Raw genomic sequence first — 23,737 nt, forward strand, 5'->3', positions numbered from 1 at the left:
AGCCCGTTCAGTCCTTCGACGCCGTCCAGCCGGCCGGCTCGATCCGTGCCGCGTCCCGGGGCCTGGACTCGTCGAAGACCGTACGGCGCCCGTCCTCGACCCGGATCCCGTCCACGTACGCCCCTCGCCCGACGTACCGCCGGTCGGTGGTGTACCGCCAGCGCAGCCGGAGACCGGTCTCCCGCCACGCGGACAGATCGGCCGTCAGCCGGTGCCAGACCCGCCCGGACCAGCCGGTGACCGCCCCCGTGGGGTGATCCCGGTCCGGCTCCCCGGGACGGGACGTCCGAAACGGCACCGGCCGCCAGGTCGCGCCGCCGTCGGTGGTGGCTTCCAGGAAGAGCGCGTCGGCGGCCGGTTCGGTGTCCCACCACAACGAGCAGCGCAGCCGCTGACGCCCTGCCGGGCCGCCGAACGCGGGCAGCTCCGGCAGGGTCAGGGTGGCCGTGGTGCCGGAGGCCGTCCCCGAGAACCAGGCGGTACGGCCGTCGGCCGGGCGTACCGGCACCGCGCGGGCCATCCGGTCGGCGGCGGCGACCCGGGGCGCGCTGCCGGAGCGCCAGGTGCGCACCGGGTGCACCGAGTTGCCGAGGACGATCAGGAACGAGTCCGTCGTCGGGTCCAGGACGAGGCTCGTCCCGGTGAACCCGGTATGCCCCGCGGTCAGGGGAGTGGCCATCGCCCCCATGAACCAGTGCTGGTTCAGTTCGAAGCCGAGACCGTGCTCGTCGCCCGGGAACGCGGTGTTGAAGTCGGTGAACATCAGCTCGACGGATGCGGGGCGCAGGACGCGCGCCCGGCCGTAGGAGCCGCCGTTGAGGAGCGTACGGGCCAGGACGGCGAGGTCCCAGGCGTCGGAGAAGACGCCCGCGTGCCCGGCGACCCCGCCGAAGGAGTACGCGTTCTCGTCGTGGACCTCGCCCCACACCATCCCGCGGTCGAGCCCGGACCACGGCGGCCGGGAGTCCTCCGTGGCGGCGATCCCCGGCCGCCACGACGGCGGCGGGTTGAAGCGGGTGCGGACCATGCCCAGCGGGCCGGTGATCTCGTCGTGGAGCAGCACGTCCAGCGGGCGGCCCGTGAGCTTCTCCAGGATCAGCTGGAGGGTGATCAGATTGAGGTCGGAGTAGACGTACGCGCTGCCCGGCGCGGCCGCGGGCCGCTCCGCCATGAGCATCCGCAGCTTGCCTTCCCGGGTCGGCTCCCGGTACAGCGGGATCCACGGCCGGAACCCGGAGGTGTGGGTCAGCAGCTGACGTACCGTGATGCCCTCCTTGCCCGCCGCGCCGAACTCGGGCAGATACGACGCCACCGCGGTGTCCAGCGCGAGCTTCCCCCGCTCGACGAGCTGGACCGCGAGGATCGAGGTGAAGAGCTTGGAGACCGACGCCAGGTCGAAGACGGTGTCCCCGGTCATCGGGATCTGCTCGTCCGGGGGCAGCTCGACGCCCGTGTCGGTCTTCTCGTCGTACGCGGCATAGCGCCTGGCCAGTCCGATCGGCCGGTGCAGCGCGACCGTACCGCCGCGCCCGGCGAGCAGGACGGCGCCCGCGTACCAGGGGCGGTTCGGGGCCGGGCGGAGGAACGATTCCGCGTCGGTGACCAGCAGATCGAGCTGTTCGGGGATCAGCCCCGCGCGCCGCGGACCGCCGTGCCGCAGGGTCGGCCGTCCGCCGGAGCCCCCGGCCGGGAAGCCTCCCGCGCCGCCGCCCGCCGTACCCGGTTCCGGTGCCGCGTGGGCGAAGGCGACCGGGCCCAGCGCCAGCGCGCCGCCCACCGCCAGAACCCCGCCGCCCAGTCTCCTCCGGCTGATGCCTCTGCCCTCCGCCGCCGCGTCCTTCGTCACCCGCGCCTCGATTCCGTCGCGTACCGCTGAAAGTATCTTTCGTGGAGTCGATCCGAGATGAAACGTTCTTCCGGCGCGCCGCCGCTGTCAACCGTTCTTTCCCTCATGATCGCTGACACTCCGTTATCTGACGTAGCATCAGAAAATGTCTTCCGGTCTCCGGGCGGCTGCGGCATCCTGCGCCCATGGAGACGGAGCTGAGCACATCCCTCGGCGTCGAGCACGCCATCTTCGGCTTCACGCCGTTCCCGGCGGTGGCCGCGGCCCTCACCCGCGCGGGCGGATTCGGTGTCCTCGGCGCCGTCCGCTACACCGACCCCGACGAGCTGCGGCGCGATCTGGACTGGATGGAGAAGCACACCGGCGGCAAGCCCTACGGACTCGATGTCGTCATGCCCGCCAAGTCCGCCGCGTCCACCGACGTCGCCGCGTCCCCCGGCGGCCGGACACCGACCGAGGCCGATGTGGAGGCGATGATCCCCGAGGGGCACCGGCGGTTCGTGGCGGACGTCCTCGACCGCCACGGCGTGCCGCCGCTGCCCGAGGGCGAGGAGTCCGGCTGGCGGATCACCGGCTGGATGGAGCGGGTCGCGCGCAGCCAGCTCGACGTCGCCTTCGACTATCCGATCCGGCTGCTCGCCAACGCCCTCGGCTCCCCGCCCGCCGATGTCGTCGCCCGCGCCCGTGAACGGGGCGTCCGGGTCGCGGCGCTCGCCGGCAGCGCCCGGCACGCCCGCCACCACGCCGACGCCGGGATCGACATCGTCGTCGCCCAGGGGTACGAGGCCGGCGGCCACACCGGCGAGATCGCGTCCATGGTCCTCACCCCGGAGGTCGTGGACGCCGTCGACCCGCTGCCCGTACTCGCCGCCGGGGGCATCGGCAGCGGACGGCAGATCGCCGCCGCACTCGCCCTCGGCGCCCAGGGGGTCTGGCTCGGCTCGATCTGGCTCACCACCACCGAGGCCGACCTCCACTCCCGCGCGCTCACCGCCAAACTCCTCGCCGCCGGATCCGGCGACACCGTCCGCTCCCGAGCGCTCACCGGCAAGCCCGCCCGTCAGCTGAGGACCGAGTGGACCGACGCCTGGGACGATCCCGGGGGGCCGGGACCGCTGCCCATGCCCCTCCAGGGCCTGCTGGTCGCCGAGGCCGTGTCCCGGATCCAGAGGTACGAGGTCGCCCCGCTGCTCGGCACCCCGGTCGGCCAGATCGTCGGCCGGATGACCGAGGAACGCCCCGTCAGGGCCGTACTGGACGAACTGACCCGGGAGTTCGAGGCCGCCGTCGACCGGGTCGTCCGCGTCGCGGGGAGGGACCGCCGATGACCGGGCGGCCCGAGCGGTCCGGGATCCCCGCGCCCCCGTCCGGCCCTCCCCACGGCTTCTGGGCCCAGGCCGCCGCCGACCCGGACCGCACCGTACTGATCACCCCCGAGGGGGAGGAGTGGACCGCGGGACGGCTCCATCGGGACGCCAACCGGCTGGTCCACGGGCTGCGCGCGGCCGGTGTCGGCCGCGGCGACGCCTTCGCCGTCGTCCTCCCCAACGGGGCCGAACTCCTCACCGCCCAGCTCGCCGCCACCCAGGCCGGGATGTACCTCGTCCCCGTCAACCACCATCTCGTCGCCCCCGAGATCGCCCATATCCTCACCGACTCCGGCGCCCGCGTCCTCATCGCCCACGAACGGTTCGCCGACACCGCGGCCCCGGCGGCCGACGAGGCCGGACTGCCACCGGCCGCCCGCCACGCCGTCGGCCCGGTGGAAGGCTTCCGCCCGTACGCCGAACTGCTCACGGGACACCCGGGGACCCCGCCCGCCGACCGCGAACTCGGCTGGGTGATGAACTACACCTCCGGCACCACGGGACGGCCCCGCGGCATCCGCCGCCCCCTCGGCGGACGGCTCCCCGAGGACACCCACCTCGGCGGCTTCCTCCGCTTCTTCGGCATCCACCCCTTCGACGGCCATGTCCATCTGGTCTGCTCACCGCTGTACCACACGGCCGTCCTCCAGTTCGCGGCCGCTTCCCTGCACATCGGCCACCCCCTGGTCCTGATGGACCGGTGGACGCCCGAGGAGATGCTGCGCCTGGTCGAGACGTACCGCTGCACCCACACCCATATGGTGCCCACCCAGTTCCACCGGCTCCTCGCCCTGCCCGACGAGGTCCGGCTGCGGTACGACGTCTCGTCGATGCGCCATGCCGTCCACGGTGCCGCGCCCTGCCCCGAGCAGGTCAAACGCGCCATGATCGGGTGGTGGGGGAGCTGTGTCGAGGAGTACTACGCGGCGAGTGAGGGCGGTGGGACCTTCGCGAGCGCGGAGGACTGGCTGAGGAAGCCGGGCACGGTCGGCGCCCCCTGGCCCATCACCGAGATCGCCGTCTTCGGCGACGACGGCGAGCGGCTGCCGCCGGACACGGTCGGCACCGTCTATCTGAGGATGTCCACCGGCGGCTTCCGCTACCACAAGGACGACGCCAAGACCGAGCGGAACCGGATCGGCGACTGGTTCACCGTCGGCGACCTCGGCCTCCTCGACGAGGACGGCTTCCTCTTCCTGCGGGACCGCAAGATCGACCTGATCATCTCCGGCGGCGTCAATATCTACCCGGCGGAGATCGAGGGCGCGCTGCTCGCCCATCCGGCGGTCGCCGACGCCGCCGTCTTCGGCATCCCCCACCCCGACCGGGGCGAGGAGGTCAAGGCCGTCGTCGAACCCGCCGAAGGCCGGGAGCCCACCGCCGAACTGGCCGGCGAACTGCTCGCGCACTGCGCCCGGCTGCTGGCCTCGTACAAACGCCCCCGCAGTATCGACTTCTCCGGCGCCCTGCCCCGCGACCCCAACGGCAAGCTGTACAAACGCACCCTGCGCGCCCCTTACTGGGAGGGCCGCGAACGCCCGCTGTGATCCGGCGCGGCCGACGCCGGTACGGGTCCGGCCGCGCCCGCCCCGTACTACCGCCCCGGTACCACAGCCCCCGAGACCACCTCCCCCGACACCATCGGCGCAACTCCTCGCGCGCCCCGCCGCCCCCGATGGCACCGTGGCGGTCATGAAGACCGGCAACGGGCAGCCAGTGCTCCTGACGCAGTGGACCACCTGGGCGCCGCTGGTCGCGGTGATCGCCCTGGTCGCCGCCTGGGGCCGCGAACTGCCCGGTGTCGCGGTTGCGGTCCTGGCGCTCTGCCTCTTCGCGGCGGTACTCGCCGCCGTCCACCACGCCGAGGTCGTCGCCCACCGGGTCGGCGAGCCCTTCGGCTCCATCGTGCTGGCCGTCGCGGTGACCATCATCGAGGTCGGCCTGATCGTCATGCTGATGATCGGCGGCGGGGACAAGGCGTCGACCTACGCCCGGGACACCGTCTTCGCCGCCGTGATGATCACCTGCAACGGGATCGTGGGCATCTCCCTGCTCGTCGCCACCCTGCGCAACCGGATCGCCGTCTTCAACGCCGAGGGCTCCGGCGGCGCCGTCGCCATCGGCTGCACCCTGGCCACCCTCACCCTGATCGTCCCGACCTTCACCACCGGCAAAACGGGCCCCGAGTTCACCGGCGGCCAGCTCGCCTTCGCCGCGGTGGCGTCCCTCCTGCTGTACGGGCTCTTCATCGGCGTCCAGACCGTCCGCCACCGCGACTACTTCCTGCCGGTACGGCCCGACGGCTCCCCGTGCGGACCCGACGAACACGCCGAACCCCCCACCGTCCCGCAGACCTGGGGGAGTCTGGCGCTGCTCCTCGTCGCCCTGGTCGGGGTCGTCGGCAACGCCAAACTCATCTCGCCCTCGATCGAACGGGGCGTCGAGAGCGCCGGACTGCCGAGCGCCGCCGTCGGTGTGGTCATCGCCCTGATGGTGCTGCTCCCGGAGACCCTGGCGGCGGTCCGCGCCGCCCGCAACGACCGGACGCAGACCAGCCTCAACCTCGCCTACGGCTCCGCCATGGCCAGTATCGGACTGACGATCCCGGTCATCGCGCTGGCCAGTATCTGGCTGTCGGGACCGCTGATCCTCGGCGAGGGCCCCACCAACACGGTCCTCCTCGCCCTCACGGCCGTCGTGAGCGCCCTGACCGTGGTACCCGGCCGGGCCACCCTGCTCCAGGGCGGCGTCCATCTGGTGATCTTCGCCGCGTTCGTCTTCCTCTCCTTCAGCCCCTGACGAACCCTCCCGTGCCGAGGCCCCGGCGACTGCCCTGACGAAGGCTCTTCCCGCCGCCGTACCGCGGCCCTTCCCGCCTGGTCACGGCCCCGGCCGCAGCTCCGGCCCCGGCGGTGCGCGCCCCGTCGGCGCGCCGCGCCCGCACACCCCGTTCGTGCGGCCCGTCCGTGCGCGGTCCCATGTGCTACTCACACGTTCCCCATGTGTCCGGCGCATGAACGAGACATGACATCGACGACTGTCCGCCCGCCCCGCCCGGGTGGAAATCTCTGTCTCGCCGCGAAAGCCCGTACGAACGGTCGGGCCGGACGGCACCCGCGACAGCACCGCGGTCCGGGCCCACGACCCCGAAGGCGTCACGACCCACGAGGACGCCTCGGCCCGGGCCGCGGCCACGGATCCGAACGGCACACGAGGGAGAGGGAGGCCGAGTGAACCCGGAGTACGGCGTGTACTGCCAGGCCGACGGTGACTTCTACGACGCACCGCACCGGGCCCGCTCCACCGCCACCGCTCCGGACGCGTCGCTCTTCGCCCCCGCCGGCGCCGCCGTCCCCGAGGGCTGGGAGACCCACCCCGACGGCGACTGGCTCGGCTTCCACCCGGCCGGCACCGAGCTGCCCGCCCAGGGCTGGAAGATCCATGTCTCGGCCGCCGCCGACAACGCCGCCTCCGTGCTGCGACGGGTGCACGACTACTGTCTGACGCACCGGCTGCCGCACAAGTTCGTCCCCTCGCCCCGGCTGCTGCACATCCGCAACGCCAAGTACGCGGACCGCGCCGGCAGCGGCAAGTTCATCACCGTCTACCCCCTCGGGGACGAGACCCTCCAGCAGGTCTGCGACGATCTGACCGCCCTGCTGGACGGCGAGCACGGACCGTACGTCCTGAGCGATCTGCGGCTGGGCGACGGACCGGTGTACGTCCGGTACGGGGCCTTCGCCGCCCGGTACTGTCTCGGCCCCGACGGCCGGCCCGTGGTCGCGATCGCCGACCCCGACGGCACCCTCGTACCCGACCCGCGCGGCCCGTCCCTCAAGACCCCCGCCTGGGTCACCCCGCCCGCCTTCCTCCGTCCGCACCTCGAAGCCCGGGCCGCCCTCGGCACCACCGGGATGCCGTACGCGATCGAGGCGGCCCTGCACTTCTCCAACGGCGGCGGGGTCTACCGGGCCCGCGACACCCGTACCGGCGCGACCGTCGTCCTCAAGGAGGCCAGGCCCCACGCCGGACTCGCCGCCGACGGCGCCGACGCCGTCACCCGGCTGGAGTGCGAACGCACGGCGCTCGAACAGCTCGCCGGACTCGACTGCGTACCCGCCGTCCACGAGGCGTTCGACATCGGCGGCCACCACTTCCTGGCCCTGGAGCACATACCGGGGCACACCCTCAACACCCTGCTCGCCCGGCGCTTCCCGCTCAATGTGCCCGAACCGTCCGCCGAAGCCGCCGCCGAGCACGCCGACTGGGCCGCCCGGATCCACGGCCTCGTCGAGGACGCCGTCCGCCGCGTCCACGACCGCGGCCTCGTCTTCAGCGATCTCCACATGAACAACATCATGGTGACGGAGGACGAGACCCGGGTGGTCCTCCTCGACTTCGAGGCCGCGTTCCCCACCACCGACACGGACCGCCGCCAGACCGTCGCCAACCCCGCCTTCGTCGCCCCCGCCGACCGGACCGGCAGCGATATCGACCGGTACGCCCTCGCCTGCCTCAGGCTCGCCCTGCTGCTGCCCCTGACGACGCTCTTCTTCGTCGACCGGGGGCGCGCCCCCAGGCTCGCCCGGGACGCCGCCCGGCTCTTCGGAACCGACGAGGCCGCGCTCGCCCCCGCCGTACGGGAGATCGTCCGGGGCACCCCGGCCGAACACACCCCCGGGCCCGACGTCCCCGAACCCGGCGACTGGCCGCGCAGCCGGGACTCCATGGCCAGGGCGATCGCCGCCTCCTTCACCCCCGAGCGCGACGACCGCTGCTTCCCCGGCGACATCACCCAGTTCACCACCCGAGCCGGCGGACAGTGCTTCGCGACCGGCGCCGCCGGAGTGCTCTACGCCCTGCGGGAGACCGGCGCCCCGCCGTCCCCCGAGGCCGAGGAATGGCTGCTGGCACGGACCAAGACCGTCGAGCCCGGCACCCCGCCCGGATTCCACGACGGGCTCGCGGGCATCGCCTGGACCCTGCACCGCATCGGCCACCACGACCGGGCCGCCGAACTCGCCCGGCTCGTCGCCGAACAGCCCCTCGAACGGTTCTCCGCCGACCTCCACAGCGGCCAGGCGGGTATCGCCCTCGCCCTCGACGACCTCGCCGGGGACGCCTCCGGAACCGACGCCCGCATCCTCAAGGCCGCCGCCGACCGCTGCGCGGCCCACGCCGCCCGCTCCCTCACCGAAGGACGCCCCTCGCCCCGTACCGGGCTGCTGCACGGCGCCACCGGGATCGCCCTCCTCTTCATCCGCCGCTACGAGACCACCGGCGACCCGGCCCTGCTCGACCTGGCCGCCGCCGCCCTCTCCAGGGACCTCGACCGCTGCAAGCCCGGCGCGGGGGACGCCCTCCTCGTCGTCGAGGGCAAGCGGCTGATGCCCTATCTGGGCGCGGGCAGCGCCGGACTCGCCCTCGTACTCGACGAGTATCTGGCCCACCGCACCGACGAACGGTTCGAGGCCGCCCGCCGGGCGATCACACCCGGCGTGTGCTCCGCCTTCTACGTGCAGCCCGGGCTCTTCCGGGGGGTGGCCGGACTCGTCCTCCAGCTCGCCCGCAGCCCGCTGGGCGACCCCGCGGACCGCCGCCGGGCGATCACCCGCCATCTGCGGCTCCTCGGCCTCGAAGCCACCCCCTACCAGGGCGAACTCGCCTTCCCCGGCGAGCAGCTGATGCGCCGCTCGATGGACCTGGCCACCGGTACCGCCGGGGTCCTGCTCGCCCTCGGCAGCGTGTACGCGGACACCCCCGCGACCCTGCCCTTCCTCACGCCGCGCCCGCCGCGGCCCACAGACCGGCCCCACCCAGGGGTCGCGCACCACTGAGCAACACAACCGTCCCCACTGATGAAGGAGAACCCCATGGCGCTTCTCGACCTCCAGGCCCTCGACACCGTCGAGGAAGAGGCTTTCGGCGACGTCGAGACCGGCAGCAACCTGAGCCTCACGTCCTGCGGCCACCACAGCTACCTGAGCCTGCTGGCCTGCTGACGCCCCTCGCGGCGCATACGGACCGGTCCCGGGCCCCGCGCCCGGGACCGGTCCCGTCGTCCCGGGCCGCCCCGCGAACGTCCCGCCCGGCTCACGCGCCCCGATCCGCAGGACACGACACGACCCGGACCTCCCCGCCCGCACCCCGGAAGGACCGCCCCGGATGACCCGCGTCCAGCCACCCGCGCCACCGGCCGGAGCGGGACGGGCCGTGCCGGTCGCCCTCGTCCTGTGCTCCGTCGGCGCCGCCCTGGCCGCCGTCGCCCTGCCCGCAGCCCTCGGCCGGACCCTGGACCAGGCGATCGCCGGAAAGGGCGTCCCCTGGGCCGGACTCGCGCTCTGCGCCGCACTGACCGCCGCCGAAGCGGGGCTCGACGCACTCGTCGCCCTCCTCGGCGGCACCAGCACCGCCGTCCGCGCCGCCCGGCTGCGCACCACGGTCGTCGACCGGCTGGTGCGCGCCGCGCCCGACCGCGCCGGAGAGCTGCCGCCCGGCGACCTCACCACCCGGGCCACCGCCAACGCCGCCGACGCCGCGTCCGTCCCGGTATCGGCCGCCGCCGCCGTCGCCGCGGCCCTGCTGCCCATCGGCGCCGCGATCGCCCTGCTGGCCGTCGACCCGTGGACCGGTATCGCCCTCGTCGCCGGACTGCCCGCCGTCGCCCTGCTGCTCGGGGCCCTGGTCCGGCGCAGCGCCGACGCCGCCGCCGACTACCAGCGGGAACAGGCCCTCGTCGCGACCCGGCTGACCGAGGCCGTGGACGGGATCGCCACCGTACGCGCCGCGGGTACCGCGACCCGCGAGCACCGCCGGATCACCGAACCCCTCACCCGGCTCGCCGCCCACGGCCGGCGCACCTGGCGCATCCAGGGCACCGCCACCGGCCAAGCCGCCGTGCTCATGCCGCTGCTCACTGTCCTCGTCCTCGCCGTCGCCGGAACCCGGCTCGCGGCGGGCGCCATCACCGTCGGCGAACTGCTCGCCGTGGCCCGCTACGCCGTCCTCGCCATGGGCCTCGGCGCCCTCACCGCCACCCTCGGCGCCCTGGCCAGGGGCCGCGCCGCCGCCCGGCGCCTCGACCCGCTGCTCGCCCTCGCCCCCGTACCCCACCGGTCCCTCACCCTCCCCGACGGCGGCCCCGGACGGCTGGAGCTGCGCGGTATCGGCATCCACCGCGACGGCCGCGCCCTGCTGACGGACGTCACGCTCACCGTGCCCGGCGGTACGTCCGCGGCCGTCGTCGGCCGCTCCGGCGCGGGCAAGTCCCTGCTGGCCGCCGTCGCCGGGCGCCTCACCGACCCCGACGCCGGCACCGTCGCCCTCGACGGCGTGCCCCTCGACGGCGTCGATCCCGTCCGGCTCCGCCACGACGTCGCCTGCGCCTTCGCCCGCCCCGCCCTGCTCGGGACGACCATCGAGGACACCGTGGCCCTCGGCCCCGACCGGCCGGCGCCCGCCGAGATCGAGGCGGCCCTGCGGGACGCCTCCGCCGACGGCTTCGTCGCCCTGCTGCCCGACGGGCGGCACACGGCGCTCGCCGACGCGCCCCTCTCCGGCGGCGAGTACCAGCGCCTCGGCCTGGCCCGCGCCCTCGTCAGGCCCGCCCGGCTGCTCGTCCTCGACGACGCCACCGCCAGCCTCGACACCGTCACCGAGGCCCGGGTCCAGCGCGCCCTGGCCCGCCGCGCGGGCAGCTGCACCCGGCTCGTGGTCGCCCACCGCGCCGCGACGGCCGCCGCCGCCGACCGCGTCGTCTGGCTGGCGGACGGCCGGATCCGCGCGGTCGGACCGCACCGGGAGCTGTGGCACGACCCGGAGTACCGCGCCGTGTTCGACACCGCCGAGCCCCGGGACCAGCCGGGCGAGCCGTCCACCGGGTCCGTGCAGGAGGTACGGCCGTGACCGCGGCCGAAGCCCCCTCCGCCCGGGGCTCCGTCCGCCGCGTCACCGCCGAAGGGCTCCCCTTCCTGCGGGCGCGCCGCCCGGCGCTCCGGCGGCTCACCGCCTGGTCCCTGCTGGAGTTCGCCCAGACCTTCGTCGGCGGCTTCGCCGTGGCCCGAGCCCTCGACGACGGCTTCCTCTCCGGCGCGCCCGCCACCGGAATGCTCTGGCTCGCCGTCTCCGCGGTCGCCGTCGTCCCCGCCTTCCTCGCCCAGCGGGGCGTCTTCGCCGCCCTCGCCGACCTCGTGGAACCGCTGCGCGACGGACTCGTACGACGGTCCGCCGCCCGCGCCCTCGCCACCGACCCCGGCCACCCGGGCGCCACCACCGGCGCCGTCTCGCAGGTCACGCACCAGAGCGAGATCGCCCGCGACGGCTGGGCCGGACTGGTCCTGGCCGTCCGGGGCTTCGTGTTCACCGCCGCCGCCGCACTCGCCGGACTCGCCGCGCTCTCCCCGCTGCTCCTGGTCGTCGTCGTACCGCCGCTGCTCGCCGGCATCGGACTGTTCCTGGCCACCCTGGCCCCGATGGGGGCCCGGCAACGCGCCTATCTCGACGCCGACGAGGACTTCGCCGCCCACGCCGGACGCACCGCGGCGTCCCTGCGCGACATCGCCGCCGCCGGGGCCGCGGGACCGGTGGGGGAGCGGGCCCGGGAGCTCGCCGCCGCCCAGACCGGCGCCGCCCGGTCGCTGGCCCGCTGGAGCGCCGTACGGATCCTGGCCCTGGCCGTCGGCGAGCGGCTGCCCCCGCTGCTGCTCCTCGCCACCGCGCCGTGGCTGCTCGGCCGCGGCCTCACCACCGGAGAACTCGTCGGCGCCTTCACCTATCTGACGACGTCCCTGGGGCCCGCGCTCAACGCCCTGCTGGCCGCGCTGGGCACCGCCGGCGGACGGCTGCTGGTCGTCCTCGACCGCTTCACCGGCCCGGTGACCCTGCCGCCCGACCCGGATCCCGGGCCGCACCCCGACCCGGCCTCGTCCCCCGACCCGGCCCCCGCGCCGGATCCCGGGCCCGGGACCGTACCCGGGGCCCGCGCGCCGGCTCCCGCCCCCCTGGCCGAGCTGCGGTCCGTCTCGTTCGCGTACGGGCCCCACGCCCGCCCGGTCCTCGACCGGCTCGACCTGCGCCTGCGCCCCGGCGACCATCTCGCCGTCGTCGGCCCCAGCGGCAGCGGCAAGTCCACCCTCGCCGCCGTCCTCGCGGGCCTGGCCCTCCCGACCGCGGGCGAGGTCCGCTGGCTGGGCCGCCCCACCGCCGAGGCCGAACCCACCGCCGTACGGACCCTGCTGCCCCAGCGCCCGTACGTCTTCACCGGCACGCTCCGCGACAATCTGCGCTATCTGAGCCCCCACGCCCCCGACCGCGAACTCCTCGCCGCCGTCACCGCCATCGGATTCGGCGCCCTCGCCGAACGGCTCGGCGGCCTCGACGCCGTTCTCGACCCCCGGCTCCTCTCGCAGGGGGAGCGGCAACTCGTCGCCCTGGGCCGCGCCCATGTCGCGACCGCGCCACTGCTCGTCCTCGACGAGGCGACCAGCCATCTCGACCCCGGTGCCGAGGCCCGTGCCGAGCGCGCCCTCGCGGCCCGCGCCGACACCCTCGTCGTCATCGCCCACCGGCTCGCCTCGGCCCGCCGCGCCGCACGGGTCCTGGTCATGGACGGCACCAGGACCGCGTACGGCACCCCGGACGAACTCCCCGCCCGCTCCGCCTTCTTCCGGGAACTCACCGGCCTCCGGTCCCCGGCGCCCGAACCGTCCCCGCCCCCGTCTCCGGCGCCCGAGTCGGCCCCGGCGTCCGCGCCCCCGTCTCCGGCGGACCTCGCCCACCGCCCCCGTTGATCCCGGTGCCCGCGGCGGCCCTCCGCCCGCCCGGTCGCCGCTCTCACAACCAGCCGAAGTCTCTGGACAGGCGTATCGCGTCGAGCCGGTTGCGCCCGCCCGTCTTCCGTATCGCCGCCGCCAGATAGTTTCTCACCGTGCCGCTCGCCAGATGCAGGGCGCTGGCTATCGAGGTCACCGACTCGCCCTCCGCCGCCAGTTCGAGCACGCGTAACTCCCGTGGTGACAGCGGCACTTCGGAAGCGCGCAACAGGCCGAAAGCCAGCGACTCGTCGATATGCCGCCCGCCCGCCGCCACCTTGCTCACCGCGTCCCCGAGACTGCCCACGGGACCGAGCTTGTCGACGTACCCGGTGGCCCCGGCGTCCCCGGCCCGGCGCAGATCGCCGGTCCGGTCCGCGCGGGCCAGCACGACCAGACCGGGGCGGAACTCGGCGTCGGCGCGCAGAGACTCCATGAAGGTCAGAACCTCCATGGAGTGCGGACACTCCAGGTCGGTGACCACCACGTCCGGTGGACACTCCGCCACCGCGGCCTTCACCCCGCCCTTGTCCGTGGCACGGATCTCCAGGCTTCCGTCCTGACTGAGCAGACAGGCCAAAGACGCCCGCCACAGCGACACCGCGTGGACCAGCAGAACGCTCGTCATGTGATGTTCCTCCACTCGCGACTCCACACCCACAGCGCGTCTGCCTGACGCGCTGTGCGCCACTGTTAACCAGTTCAGCACGGTTGAAACCCGCACCACTGACTAAGTGACTAATACGCCCGGTGGCGTTCGGGCGCTGGCCGGAATCCACGTCCGGAATATGACCCGCCGGTAACTCGGCTCGGAGGAATTGTTTTCCGCCTTTTCCAGGCAGTGCGACCGGGCAGAGGAATGCGTTCCTCCGCGCCGGTCGGTTCCGGTGGACCCGCACCGGTACGTTTCCCTCCGCATCCGCCGCCGTCCGGCCCGGCCGCCGCCCGCCGGAGGATGGCCGGAAGACCGCCCCCGCGACGGGCGAACGTCCGGCCCGTCCGCCGTACATCGCGGACGGGCCGGGGGCCTTTCGGTGATCTCCTTTCCGCTCGGCGGCGCCGGCCGCTCCCCGCCGCGGATGTTCCGCCGGGGCCGCTCTCAGAGCCAGCCGGGCACCACGAACAGCAGCCAGGTCAGCGGTGGCGCCACGGCCGCCATACCGAACCCCCACACCATCAGCCGGCGGAAGACCGTCTCCCGTTCGGCCTCCGGCGCGTTCGCGGTCACCAGCGCGCCGCTGGTGGAGACGGGGGAGGAGTCCACCACCGACGACGAGATCGCCAGGGCGATCACCAGACCGACCGCGCCGACCTCCCCGGCCAGCAGGAAGGGCACCGCGAGCGGGATCAGCGCGCCGAGGATGCCGGTCGTGGAGGCGAAGGCGGAGACGACGGCCCCGATCGCGCAGATCAGCAGGGCGCCCAAGAGGGGCGCGCCGACGTCCGCCACCCTGGTGCCCAGGTACTCGATGGTGCCGATCCGCTCCATCGTCCCGACGAAGGTGACGATCCCGCAGACCAGGAGCACCGTCGACCAAGCGCAGCGGTCCACGGCCCCCTTCGCCGACTCCGGGGAGAGCAGCGACAGGACCACGGTGACGGTCAGGGCGAGCAGTCCGACATGGAGATCGAAGAAGAGGGCGCCGGCCACCAGTCCGGCGAGCCCGAGCAGGGTCAGGGCGCGTACGCGGTCGAGCCGGAGTTCGGGCGGCTCGGCGGTGACCGTCCCGGTCGTGGCGCGGGCCGGTGCCACCGCCACGCCGCCCCGGCCGCCGCCCGGTGGCGGGGATACCCCGCCGCCGTCGGGGTGTACGGGCCGGGAGTCCGGTCCCGATCCGCTCCCGGAGTGCCCGGCCGCGCCGCCGGGCGGTCCTTCGGCGCCCACCCGGCGGCCCAGCAGGCCGCGTCCCCCGAAGAGGAAGAAGACGACCAGGCAGAGCAGGGCGTTGAAGACGAAGGAGCTGGCGAAGAGCAGCGACGGATTCCCCGGGAGTCCGTTGCGCTCCACCACCCCGTTGGTGATGCTGCCGAAGACGCTGATGGGGGAGAAGCCCCCGGCGCTGGCCCCGTTGATGATGAACAGGCCCATCAGGACGGGATTGATGCGATGGCGGACGGCGAAGCCCGCGCCGATCGGGGCGACGATGGCGACCGCGGCGGGGACCACCGCTCCCACGGCGGTGAGTACGGCGGTGACGAGGAAGAGCACCCAGGGAATGAGGGCGATCCGGCCCCGGACGGCCCGCGCCGACGCCTGGACGAGCCAGTCGACGGTGCCGTTGTTACGGGCGATGGCGAAGAGGAATGTGACGCCGACCAGAACGACGAAGAGATCGCCGGGGAAGCCCCCGAAGATGTCGTCCGACGTCTGTTCGAAGAAGAATGTCCCGGTGATGAAGGCGGCCACGATGGCCAGAGCCCCCATATGAACCGAGGTGACGGTGGCAATGGTGAATACCAGAGCCAGGGCGGTAATGGCTATGACGTGATCTGACACGAGGCTTCCTCGCCTTCGGCCGATGGTCACTGGCGGGCGGGGCACCGTCGGATCCGCGCGCCGGCGGCCGGCGAGACCGGGTGCGGCCGTCGCCGGACGGGGCGTGCGGAGGTGGGGGGCGGTGCCGAGGGGGCGGGATGGGTGACGCGCTGTCCCCACGCATCACATGTTTTCCGCCATATGGAATATGAATTCTGCAATGAGGAGTATGCAAGACCCGCTCCCCGGCCCCGTCAAGGGGTCGCGCGGAAAATCCCCGAAACGGCCCGGCTCCGCCCCCGGTTCGTGCCGTATCCCGGTACGCCCGCCGGTCTCATTACCTCAGTCCCGTCACCCCCGTCCGTCGCCCCGACCCGTCACCCTGACCCGGTCCGCCGCCCCAGCGCCTCGCCGACCGCCCGTGCCGCGTCCCGGACCGCCGCTCCGAGGGCGGCCCGGCTCTCGTCGGTCATCCGGCTGCTGGGGACATTGACGCTGATGCTCGCCACGGGGGTGCCGTCCGCGTCCAGGACCGCGGCGGCCACCGCCGAGACGTCCGTCCGCCATTCGCCCCGGTTGGTCGCGTACCCCCGCTCCCGGATCCGGGCCAGCTCGGCGCGCAGGGCGCCGGCGTCCGTGATCGAGGTGTCCGTGAACTGTTCGAGGCCCCCGGTGATCAGGCGCTCCACCGCCTCCGGCGCCCCCGCGGCCAGCAGCGCCTTGCCGTTCGCCGAGGCGTGGACCGGCAGCGCGTGCCCGAGCGGCAGGATGATCCGTACCGGCTTACTGGTCTCCAGCCGCTCGATCAGCACCACCTTGCCGCCCTCGGGCACGGTCAGATGCACCGTCTCGTCCGTCCGCCTGCGCAGCTCCTCCATCACGGGCACCGCGATGTCGCGCAGGCTCAACTCGCCCGTGGCGCGCCGTCCGACATGGAGTGCCTTGGTGGTCACCGCCCATCGGGTGGGAGTCCCCGGCGCCGGTCTGATCCACCCCGCCTCGTGCAGCGTCACCAGCGCGCGCTGGGTCGAGCTCTTGGGCAGGCCGAGGGCGCGGGCCAGCTCCGCGACCCCCACCGGCTGCCGCTCCGCGACCTCTTCGAGGGTGCGGAGCGCGTTGAGAACGTTCTGCATGCATTGACTCCCCGGTCGGGCCGTGTCATTCTCCCCGTGCCATCTTACGGTACAACGTGCCGCGACACGGCACAAGCCCTTGGAGGAGTCCCTTCCATGACCGTTCGCACCGGCCGTCACTTCCTTCAGATCCCCGGCCCCACCAACGTTCCCGACCAGGTGCTCCGCGCCATGTCTGCCCCGACCATCGATCACCGCGGCCCCGAGTTCGCCGCCCTGACCACCCGTCTGCTCGACGTCGTCAAGCCCGTGTTCGGCACCACGGGACCCGTCGTGATCTACCCCTCGTCCGGCACCGGCGCCTGGGAAGCCGCCCTGGTCAACACCCTCAGCCCCGGCGACCGGGTGCTCTGTTTCGAGACCGGTCACTTCGCCGGCCTGTGGGAGGAGATGGCGACCGCACTCGGTCTGGTCACCGAGGTCGTGCCCGGCGACTGGCGGCACGGCGCCGACCCGGAGGAACTCGCCCGCCGGCTCGCCGCCGACACCGGACACACCGTCAAGGCGGTCTGCGTCGTCCACAACGAGACCTCCACCGGAGTCACCAGCCGGATCGCCGAGATCCGCCGCGCCATCGACGACGCCGGACACCCCGCCCTGCTGCTGGTCGACACCATCTCCTCCCTCGGTTCGATCGACTACCGCCACGACGCCTGGGGCGTCGACGTCACCGTCTCCTGCTCGCAGAAGGGCCTGATGCTCCCGCCGGGCCTCGGCTTCAACGCGGTCAGCGCCAAGGCCCTGGCCGCCCGTGAAGAGGCCCGGCTGCCCCGCTCGTTCTGGGACTGGGGACCGATCCTCCAGGCCAACCGGCGCGGCTTCTTCCCGTACACCCCCGCCACCAACCTGCTGTACGGGCTGGCGGAGGCCGTCGAGATGCTCCACACCGAGGGGCTCCCCGAGGTCTACGCCCGGCACGCCCGCCACGCCGAGGCGACCCGGGCCGCCGTCCGGGGCTGGGGTCTTGAGGTCCTCTGCGCCGACGAGCGGGAGTACTCCGGCTCCCTCACCGCCGTTCTGATGCCCGAGGGGCACGACGCCGACAAGCTCCGCGAGATCGTGCTGGAGCGCTTCGACATGTCGCTCGGCGCGGGCCTCGGCAAGCTCGCGGGCCGGGTCTTCCGCATCGGCCACCTCGGCCACCTCAACGATCTGACGCTCGCCGGCACCCTCGCGGGTGTGCAGATGGGCCTCGGCCTCGCCGGAGTCTCCGCCGACCCGGCCGGACTCCCGGCCGCCCTGGAGGTGCTCAGCACGCCGTGACGCACCGCAGCCCGACCGCACTCTCCTGGGAGCCGCGCCGATGACATCCGTCCACGAAACCCCCGAGGCCGTGCCCCCGGCCCCGGACCCCGCCTCTTCCCCCGCCGCGGACCGCGCTCTCGAACGCCGGCTGAGCCGGGAGCTGGACGGCGAGGTCGCCTTCGACGACTACACCCGCCACCTCTTCTCCCGCGACGCCTCCATGTACGCCATCGTGCCCAGGGGCGTGGTCTTCCCCCGGCACGAGGACGACGTCAGGGCCGCGGTCGCCGCCGCGGCCGAGTACGGTCTGCCCGTCCTGCCCCGGGGCGCGGCCACCAGCCTCGCCGGCCAGACCGTAGGACCCGGCCTCGTCATCGACCTGTCCCGCCATATGAACCGGATCATCGAGCTGGACCCGGCCTCCCGTACGGCCCTGGTCGAACCCGGTGTCGTCCAGGACCGGCTCAACCGGGCCGCCGCCCCGCACGGGCTGATGTTCGGCCCGGACACCTCCACCAGCAACCGGGCCACCCTCGGCGGCATGATCGGCAACAACTCCGCGGGCAGCGGCTCGGTGCGCCACGGGATGACCATCGACCACGTCCGCGCCCTCGACGTGGTCCTCTCCGACGCCACCACCGCCCGCTTCGAACCCGTCGACGAGGCGGAACGCGCCCGCCGGGCCGGCCGCGCCACCCTGGAGGGGCGGCTCTACCGCGAACTCCCCGAGATCGTGCGGGCCAACGCGGACGCGATCGCCGACGGCTTCCCGCGGTTCTGGCGGCGCGCCTGCGGCTACCGCCTCGACCGGCTGGCCCGCACGGATACCCCGTTCGACCTGGCCAAGTTCGTGGTGGGCTCCGAAGGCACCCTGGTCATCGCCACCCGGGCCCTGGTCGACCTGGTGCCCAAACCCCGGCACACCCTCTTCGCCGTCGGCCACTTCACCTCCGTCGCCGGGGCGATCGGGGCCACCGAGTCCGCCCTCTCCCTCGACCCGTCGGCCGTGGAGCTGATGGACCGGACGATCCTGGAACTCTCCCGCCGCAAGATCGAGTACGCGTCCCTGGGCGCCCTGCTCGAAGGCGACCCCGAGGCCCTCCTCTTCGTCGCCTTCACCGGGGACGACGAGGCCGAACTCAAGGACCGGCTGCACCGGCTGACATCACTGTGGCGCGCCGAGGGCCACGGCTACCACACCCTGCTCGCCACCACCCCGGAGCAGCGGGGCGCGCTGCTGAAGGTGCGCAAGGCCGGACTCGGGCTCCTGATGGCGGCGGGCGAGGGCACCCGGCGGCCCCTGGCCTTCGTCGAGGACACCGCCGTCGACCCGGTCCATCTCGCCGAGTACACCGCCCGCTTCAAGGAGATCCTCGACGCCCACGGGCTGTCCGCCGGCTTCTACGGCCACTGCTCCGTCGGCTGTCTCCACATCCGGCCCTTCCTCGACCTCACCGACCCCGGGCAGATCGCCACCATGCGGACCGTCGCCGAGGAGATCAAGGACCTGGTCACCGAGTACGGCGGCGTCAACTCCAGCGAGCACGGCGACGGTCTGGCCCGGAGCGAGTTCAACCGGGAGATCTTCGGCGACACCCTGTACGAGGCGATGCGCCAGGTCAAACGGGTATTCGACCCCGACGACCGGATGAACCCGGGGAAGATCGTCGACGCGCCCGCGATGACGGACCATCTGCGCGATCCGGCCCTGCCGCCCGCCCCGGAGTTCCGTACCCGGCTCGACTTCGACGTCCTCGGCGGAATGCGCGGCGCCGCCGACCGCTGTATGAACATCGGCCTGTGCCGCAAGAGCGGCACCGGCACCATGTGCCCCTCCTATATGGCCACCCGCAACGAGGAGGACGCCACCCGCGGCCGGGCGGGCGCCCTCGTCAAGGCCCTCTCCGAACCCGACCCCAAGAAGGCGCTCGGCGACGAACGCCTCCACGAGGTCCTCGACCTCTGTCTGATGTGCAAGGCGTGCAAGAGCGAATGCCCCCTCGGCGTCGACATGGCCACCCTCAAGGCCGAGGCGCTCTCGCACCACCACGACCTCCACGGTGTCCCGCTGCGGTCCCGGATCTTCGGATCGATCCGCTTCCTCAACCGGCTGGGCTCGGCCACCGCGCCGCTCTCCAACCTCCCGGGCCGGATCGGGCCGCTGCGGATCCTGCTGGACCGGTTCCTCGGGATCGCCCGGGAGCGACCGCTGCCCCGGTTCGCCCGCCGCAGCCTCGTCGGCTGGTTCCGCCGCCACCGGCGCCACGCCCCCGCCCCCGGCGGCCGGGGCGCCGTCACCTATCTCGCCGACTCCTTCACCACCTACACCGAGCCGGAGATCGGGCGGGCCGCGATCGAGCTGCTGGAACGCGCGGGCTGGGACGTCCGGCTGGAGAGCCGCGGCTGCTGCGGCCGGTCCAGCCTCTCCAAGGGGCTGGTGGACGACGCCGCCGACAAGGCGTTCAAACTGGCGCACCTGCTGACCGAGACCACCCCGCCCGGCTCACCCGTCGTGGGCTGCGAACCGTCCTGTCTGATGACCCTGCGCGACGAGCACCGCGCCCTGCTGCCCGGCGACTCGGCCGTCGCGGATATCGCCGGACGGGTCGCCCAGGTCGAGGAGTTGCTGGTGAAAGCCATCGACGAGGGCGCGCTCCGGCTCGACGCCGAGAGCTGGCCGGCCGGACGACGGCTGCTCTACCACGGCCACTGCCACCAGAAGGCCGAGGTCGGCACCGCCGCCACCGTCGAACTGCTGCGCCGCATCCCGGGCGCCGACGTGGTCGAGGTCGACGCGGGCTGCTGCGGGATGGCGGGCTCGTTCGGCTTCGAGTCCGAGCACTACGAGGTGTCGCTGACCGTGGGGGAGGACCGGCTCTTCCCCGCGGTACGGGCCGAGGGCGACGACACCGTGATCGTCGCCACCGGGGTCTCCTGCCGCCAGCAGATCTTCCACGGCACCGAACGCACGGCCTGGCACCCGGTCCAGCTGATCCGCGCGGCCCTGGCCCCGGGGTCCGGGGGCGTCCCTCACCCCGGGGCGGCCTCCGACACCACGGACCGTGCCCAGCGGTAGTCCGCCTTGCCGGTGGGGGAGCGGCGGATCTCCGCCGCGACCACCAGCCGGCGGGGCAGCTTGTAACCGGCGATCATGCCCCGGCAGTGCGTCCGGATCTCGTCCAGCGTGGGCGGCGGGGCCCCGTCGCGCACCTGGACGACCGCCGCGACCCGCTGGCCCCAGGTCGCGTCCGGCACCCCGGCCACCAGGGCGTCGTAGACGTCCGGATGCGATTTCAGGGCCTGCTCCACCTCCTCCGGATACACCTTCTCGCCGCCGGTGTTGATGCACTGCGACCCCCGGCCGAGGACCGTGACCACACCCTCCTCGTCGACGGTCGCCATATCGCCGAGCAGCACCCACCGCTCGTCGCCGCGCCGGAAGAAGGTCTCCGCGGTCTTCGCCGCGTCGTTGTAGTAGCCCAGCGGGACATGGCCCCGCTGGGCGATCCGGCCCGGCTCGCCGACCGCGACCGGGGCGAATGTCACGGGGTCGACCACCGCCGTCCGCTCGTTCATCCGCAGCCGGAAACCCCGCTCGGGCCCGGAGTCCTCGGTCGCCGTCCCGTTGAAACCCGACTCGGACGAACCGAAGTTGTTCAGCAGCAGCACACCCGGGGCCAGCGCCGCGAACTGGGCCCGTACGGTCTCCGACATGACGGCGCCCGACGAGGAGACGCTGAACAGGGCCGACAGATCGGTGCCCCGCAGCGGCCCGGCGAGCGCGTCGACCAGCGGCCGGAGCATCGCGTCCCCGACCAGTGACACGGAGGTGACCCGCTCCTTCTCGATCGTACGGAGCACCTCGCCCGGCACGAACCGCCGGTGCAGCACCACCCGCTGGCCGAAGTCGAAGCCGATGAAGGCGGTCAGGGTGGAGGTGCCGTGCATCAGCGGGGCCGTGGGGAAGAAGGTGATCCCGTCGCCCCCGGCGGCCACCCGCTCCGCCAGCTCCTCGGGGCGGCGCACCGGCTCACCCGTCGGCGCGCCGCCGCCGAGCCCGGCGAAGAACAGATCCTCCTGACGCCACATCACCCCCTTGGGCATCCCGGTGGTCCCGCCGGTGTAGACGATGAACTGGTCGTCCGCCGACCGGGCGGCGAAGCCGCGCTCCGGCGACGCCCCGGCCGTCGCCTCCTCGAAGGGGACCGCGGCCGGACCCGGCGCGTCCGCCGGCGGCGGACCCACCCGCAGCAGATGCCGCAGCCGCCCGGCCCTCGGCACCGCCTTCGCGACCTCCCCGGCGAACCCGGCGTCGAAGACGAGCGCCGCGAGATCCGCGTCCCGGTAGAGATAGGCCAGCTCGTCCGCCACATAGCGGTAGTTGACATTGACCGGTACGACCCGGGCCTTCAGACAGCCCAGCACGGTCTGGAGGTATTCGACGCCGTTGTAGAGATGGAGACCGAGGTGCTCCCCGGGCCGCAGCCCGGCCGCCGCCAGGTGGTGCGCGACCCGGTTCGCGGCGGCGTCCAGCTCCGCGTACGTCAGCCTGTGCTCGGCGCCCGTACCGGGATGGTCCGCGTAGACCAGCGCCTCACGGTCCGGGACGACGTCGACGACGGACTCGAAAAGGTCGGCAAGGTTGTACTCCACCGTTCCTCCTGCCCCCTGCTCCGGGTGCTCGGGACTCCGCGGGTGCTGCCGGCTCGTCTCCCCGCCCGTACGACCCACGCGCGAAGAGGGCGTCCGCGGCCCGGCCGCCGTACGGGCGACACATGTGCCGGGACACCCCGCGAGGCGTGCCGAACCGGCGGACAGGCGGTCATTAGAGCGCCCGGCGGCCCAAGTGGGAAGAGGGCCCGCACAGATGATCTGACTATCTGTCAGAAAACCCTTGTACCAGCCGCCCGGCTGCTGCAACCTGTTCCCGTCCGACGACGGGAGGCCCGCGCATGGCACGGCACGACGACGACGGCACGGCGGACACCGGGACAGGACCGGCGCCCGGCACCGACAGCACCACCCCCACCGACGGCACCGGTACCACCGGTACCACCGGTACCACCGGTACCGAACATCTGACGGTGACCCGCGAGGGCGCCACGATGATCCTCACCCTGAACCGCCCCGAGGCGAGGAACGCCCTCTCCCCGCCCATGCTCGTCGGCCTCCACGACGGCTGGCTGGCCGCCGACGCCGACGACACCGTCCGCTCGATCGTCCTCACCGGCGCGGGCGGCGCGTTCTGCGCGGGCATGGACCTCAAGGCGCTGGCGGGCCGCCCGGCACCCGGCGACCCGTACCGCGACCGGCTCAAGGCCGACCCCGATCTGCACTGGAAGGCGATGCTGCGCCACCACCGCCCCCGCAAACCGGTGATCGCCGCCGTCGAGGGCCCCTGTGTCGCGGGCGGTACCGAGATCCTCCAGGGAACCGATATCCGGATCGCGGGCGAGAGCGCCGTCTTCGGACTCTTCGAGGTACGCCGCGGCCTCTTCCCCATCGGCGGCTCCACCGTACGGCTCCCGCGCCAGATCCCCCGTACCCACGCCCTGGAAATGCTGCTCACCGGCCGCCCCTACAGCGCCGCCGAGGCCCGCGACATCGGACTGATCGGCCAGGTCGTCCCCGACGGCACCGCCCTCGCGAAGGCCCTGGCCGTCGCGGAGCTGGTCAACGCCTGCGGACCGCTCGCCGTCGAGGCCGTCAAGGCGTCGGTGTACGAGACCGCCGCCCTCTCCGAGGAGGACGGCCTCGCCGCCGAGCTGGCCCGCGGCCGGCCCGTCTTCGACACCGGTGATGCCCAGGAGGGCGCCCGCGCCTTCGCCGAGAAGCGCGCCCCCGTCTACCGCCGCAGCTGA

General features: G+C 73.6%; 15 protein-coding genes. 10 read left to right on the forward strand and 5 right to left on the reverse strand.

What is annotated here, in order from left to right:
- Nucleotides 1–7 precede the first annotated feature (7 nt).
- Entirely contained in the window at nucleotides 8–1,846 is a 1,839-nt protein-coding gene (locus ACFXG1_RS05515) for a serine hydrolase (protein WP_384720630.1), read from the reverse strand.
- Nucleotides 1,847–2,031: 185 nt separating this feature from the next.
- Here ACFXG1_RS05515 and ACFXG1_RS05520 point away from each other — a divergent pair, with 185 nt between their 5' ends.
- The 7 genes from ACFXG1_RS05520 (at nucleotide 2,032) to ACFXG1_RS05550 (ending at nucleotide 13,001) form a co-directional block, all read left to right on the forward strand.
- A complete protein-coding gene (locus ACFXG1_RS05520; RefSeq protein ID WP_384720633.1) occupies nucleotides 2,032–3,174 on the forward strand; it encodes a nitronate monooxygenase in 1,143 nt (380 codons plus the stop codon).
- Complete coding sequence (locus ACFXG1_RS05525; protein ID WP_384741228.1) at nucleotides 3,171–4,760, forward strand: acyl-CoA synthetase; 1,590 nt, start codon at nucleotides 3,171–3,173, stop codon at nucleotides 4,758–4,760. Before ACFXG1_RS05520 ends, ACFXG1_RS05525 begins: the two co-directional genes overlap by 4 nt.
- 145 nt (nucleotides 4,761–4,905) lie before the next feature.
- Nucleotides 4,906–6,012, forward strand: a complete 1,107-nt coding sequence (locus ACFXG1_RS05530) for a calcium:proton antiporter (protein ID WP_384741231.1) — start codon at nucleotides 4,906–4,908, stop codon at nucleotides 6,010–6,012.
- Between the two features lie 431 nt (nucleotides 6,013–6,443).
- Nucleotides 6,444–9,050 carry a class III lanthionine synthetase LanKC gene (lanKC, locus tag ACFXG1_RS05535; protein WP_384741234.1) on the forward strand — a complete coding sequence of 869 codons (2,607 nt, stop codon included), beginning with the start codon at nucleotides 6,444–6,446 and terminating at the stop codon, nucleotides 9,048–9,050.
- Between the two features lie 21 nt (nucleotides 9,051–9,071).
- On the forward strand, nucleotides 9,072–9,215 hold the full coding sequence (locus tag ACFXG1_RS05540) for a SapB/AmfS family lanthipeptide (RefSeq protein ID WP_384741237.1): 144 nt from the start codon (nucleotides 9,072–9,074) through the stop codon (nucleotides 9,213–9,215).
- 163 nt (nucleotides 9,216–9,378) lie between these two features.
- The gene (locus ACFXG1_RS05545) at nucleotides 9,379–11,118 is read left to right on the forward strand and encodes an ATP-binding cassette domain-containing protein (protein WP_384741240.1); all 1,740 of its coding nucleotides are present in this window, start codon (nucleotides 9,379–9,381) and stop codon (nucleotides 11,116–11,118) included.
- Nucleotides 11,115–13,001: an ATP-binding cassette domain-containing protein gene (locus ACFXG1_RS05550; RefSeq protein ID WP_384741243.1), complete on the forward strand. Its 1,887-nt coding sequence runs from the start codon at nucleotides 11,115–11,117 to the stop codon at nucleotides 12,999–13,001. Before ACFXG1_RS05545 ends, ACFXG1_RS05550 begins: the two co-directional genes overlap by 4 nt.
- 43 nt (nucleotides 13,002–13,044) lie before the next feature.
- On the opposite strand, the gene ACFXG1_RS05555 is transcribed toward ACFXG1_RS05550, so the two are convergent.
- The 3 genes from ACFXG1_RS05555 to ACFXG1_RS05565 all read right to left on the reverse strand — a co-directional run bounded on the left by ACFXG1_RS05555 (nucleotide 13,045) and on the right by ACFXG1_RS05565 (nucleotide 16,631).
- Nucleotides 13,045–13,650 carry a LuxR C-terminal-related transcriptional regulator gene (locus ACFXG1_RS05555; protein WP_384741246.1) on the reverse strand — a complete coding sequence of 202 codons (606 nt, stop codon included), beginning with the start codon at nucleotides 13,648–13,650 and terminating at the stop codon, nucleotides 13,045–13,047.
- A 471-nt stretch (nucleotides 13,651–14,121) separates the two neighbouring features.
- Nucleotides 14,122–15,519, reverse strand: a complete 1,398-nt coding sequence (locus ACFXG1_RS05560; RefSeq protein ID WP_384741249.1) for an SLC13 family permease — start codon at nucleotides 15,517–15,519, stop codon at nucleotides 14,122–14,124.
- Nucleotides 15,520–15,875: 356 nt separating this feature from the next.
- A complete protein-coding gene (locus tag ACFXG1_RS05565; RefSeq protein ID WP_384741253.1) occupies nucleotides 15,876–16,631 on the reverse strand; it encodes an IclR family transcriptional regulator in 756 nt (251 codons plus the stop codon).
- Nucleotides 16,632–16,727: 96 nt separating this feature from the next.
- Between ACFXG1_RS05565 and ACFXG1_RS05570 the strand changes: the two genes are divergently transcribed.
- Both ACFXG1_RS05570 and ACFXG1_RS05575 read left to right on the forward strand, forming a co-directional pair.
- Nucleotides 16,728–17,894 carry a pyridoxal-phosphate-dependent aminotransferase family protein gene (locus tag ACFXG1_RS05570; RefSeq protein ID WP_384741255.1) on the forward strand — a complete coding sequence of 389 codons (1,167 nt, stop codon included), beginning with the start codon at nucleotides 16,728–16,730 and terminating at the stop codon, nucleotides 17,892–17,894.
- A 40-nt stretch (nucleotides 17,895–17,934) separates the two neighbouring features.
- Nucleotides 17,935–20,952: an FAD-binding and (Fe-S)-binding domain-containing protein gene (locus tag ACFXG1_RS05575; RefSeq protein WP_384741258.1), complete on the forward strand. Its 3,018-nt coding sequence runs from the start codon at nucleotides 17,935–17,937 to the stop codon at nucleotides 20,950–20,952.
- On the opposite strand, the gene ACFXG1_RS05580 is transcribed toward ACFXG1_RS05575, so the two are convergent.
- Nucleotides 20,907–22,529 (reverse strand): acyl-CoA synthetase, encoded by a 1,623-nt coding sequence (locus ACFXG1_RS05580; protein ID WP_384741261.1) that lies wholly within the window; start codon nucleotides 22,527–22,529, stop codon nucleotides 20,907–20,909. The genes ACFXG1_RS05575 and ACFXG1_RS05580 overlap by 46 nt on opposite strands.
- Before the next feature lie 452 nt (nucleotides 22,530–22,981).
- On the opposite strand from ACFXG1_RS05580, the gene ACFXG1_RS05585 reads away from it, so the two are divergent.
- Nucleotides 22,982–23,737 (forward strand): crotonase/enoyl-CoA hydratase family protein, encoded by a 756-nt coding sequence (locus tag ACFXG1_RS05585; protein WP_384741305.1) that lies wholly within the window; start codon nucleotides 22,982–22,984, stop codon nucleotides 23,735–23,737.

This window comes from Streptomyces sp. NPDC059248, assembly GCF_042753905.1.
In the GTDB taxonomy this organism is placed as follows: Bacteria; Actinomycetota; Actinomycetes; order Streptomycetales; family Streptomycetaceae; genus Streptomyces.

Excerpts from the sequence above, each read along its gene's own strand:
- ACFXG1_RS05575 (WP_384741258.1), top strand. The coding sequence starts at position 17,935 with ATGACATCCGTCCACGAAACCCCCGAGGCCGTGCCCCCGGCCCCGGAC.
- ACFXG1_RS05545 (WP_384741240.1), top strand. The coding sequence starts at position 9,379 with ATGACCCGCGTCCAGCCACCCGCGCCACCGGCCGGAGCGGGACGGGCC.
- ACFXG1_RS05565 (WP_384741253.1), bottom strand. The coding sequence starts at position 16,631 with ATGCAGAACGTTCTCAACGCGCTCCGCACCCTCGAAGAGGTCGCGGAG.
- ACFXG1_RS05570 (WP_384741255.1), top strand. The coding sequence starts at position 16,728 with ATGACCGTTCGCACCGGCCGTCACTTCCTTCAGATCCCCGGCCCCACC.
- ACFXG1_RS05540 (WP_384741237.1), top strand. The coding sequence starts at position 9,072 with ATGAAGGAGAACCCCATGGCGCTTCTCGACCTCCAGGCCCTCGACACC.
- ACFXG1_RS05585 (WP_384741305.1), top strand. The coding sequence starts at position 22,982 with ATGATCCTCACCCTGAACCGCCCCGAGGCGAGGAACGCCCTCTCCCCG.
- ACFXG1_RS05525 (WP_384741228.1), top strand. The coding sequence starts at position 3,171 with ATGACCGGGCGGCCCGAGCGGTCCGGGATCCCCGCGCCCCCGTCCGGC.
- ACFXG1_RS05530 (WP_384741231.1), top strand. The coding sequence starts at position 4,906 with ATGAAGACCGGCAACGGGCAGCCAGTGCTCCTGACGCAGTGGACCACC.
- ACFXG1_RS05520 (WP_384720633.1), top strand. The coding sequence starts at position 2,032 with ATGGAGACGGAGCTGAGCACATCCCTCGGCGTCGAGCACGCCATCTTC.
- ACFXG1_RS05555 (WP_384741246.1), bottom strand. The coding sequence starts at position 13,650 with ATGACGAGCGTTCTGCTGGTCCACGCGGTGTCGCTGTGGCGGGCGTCT.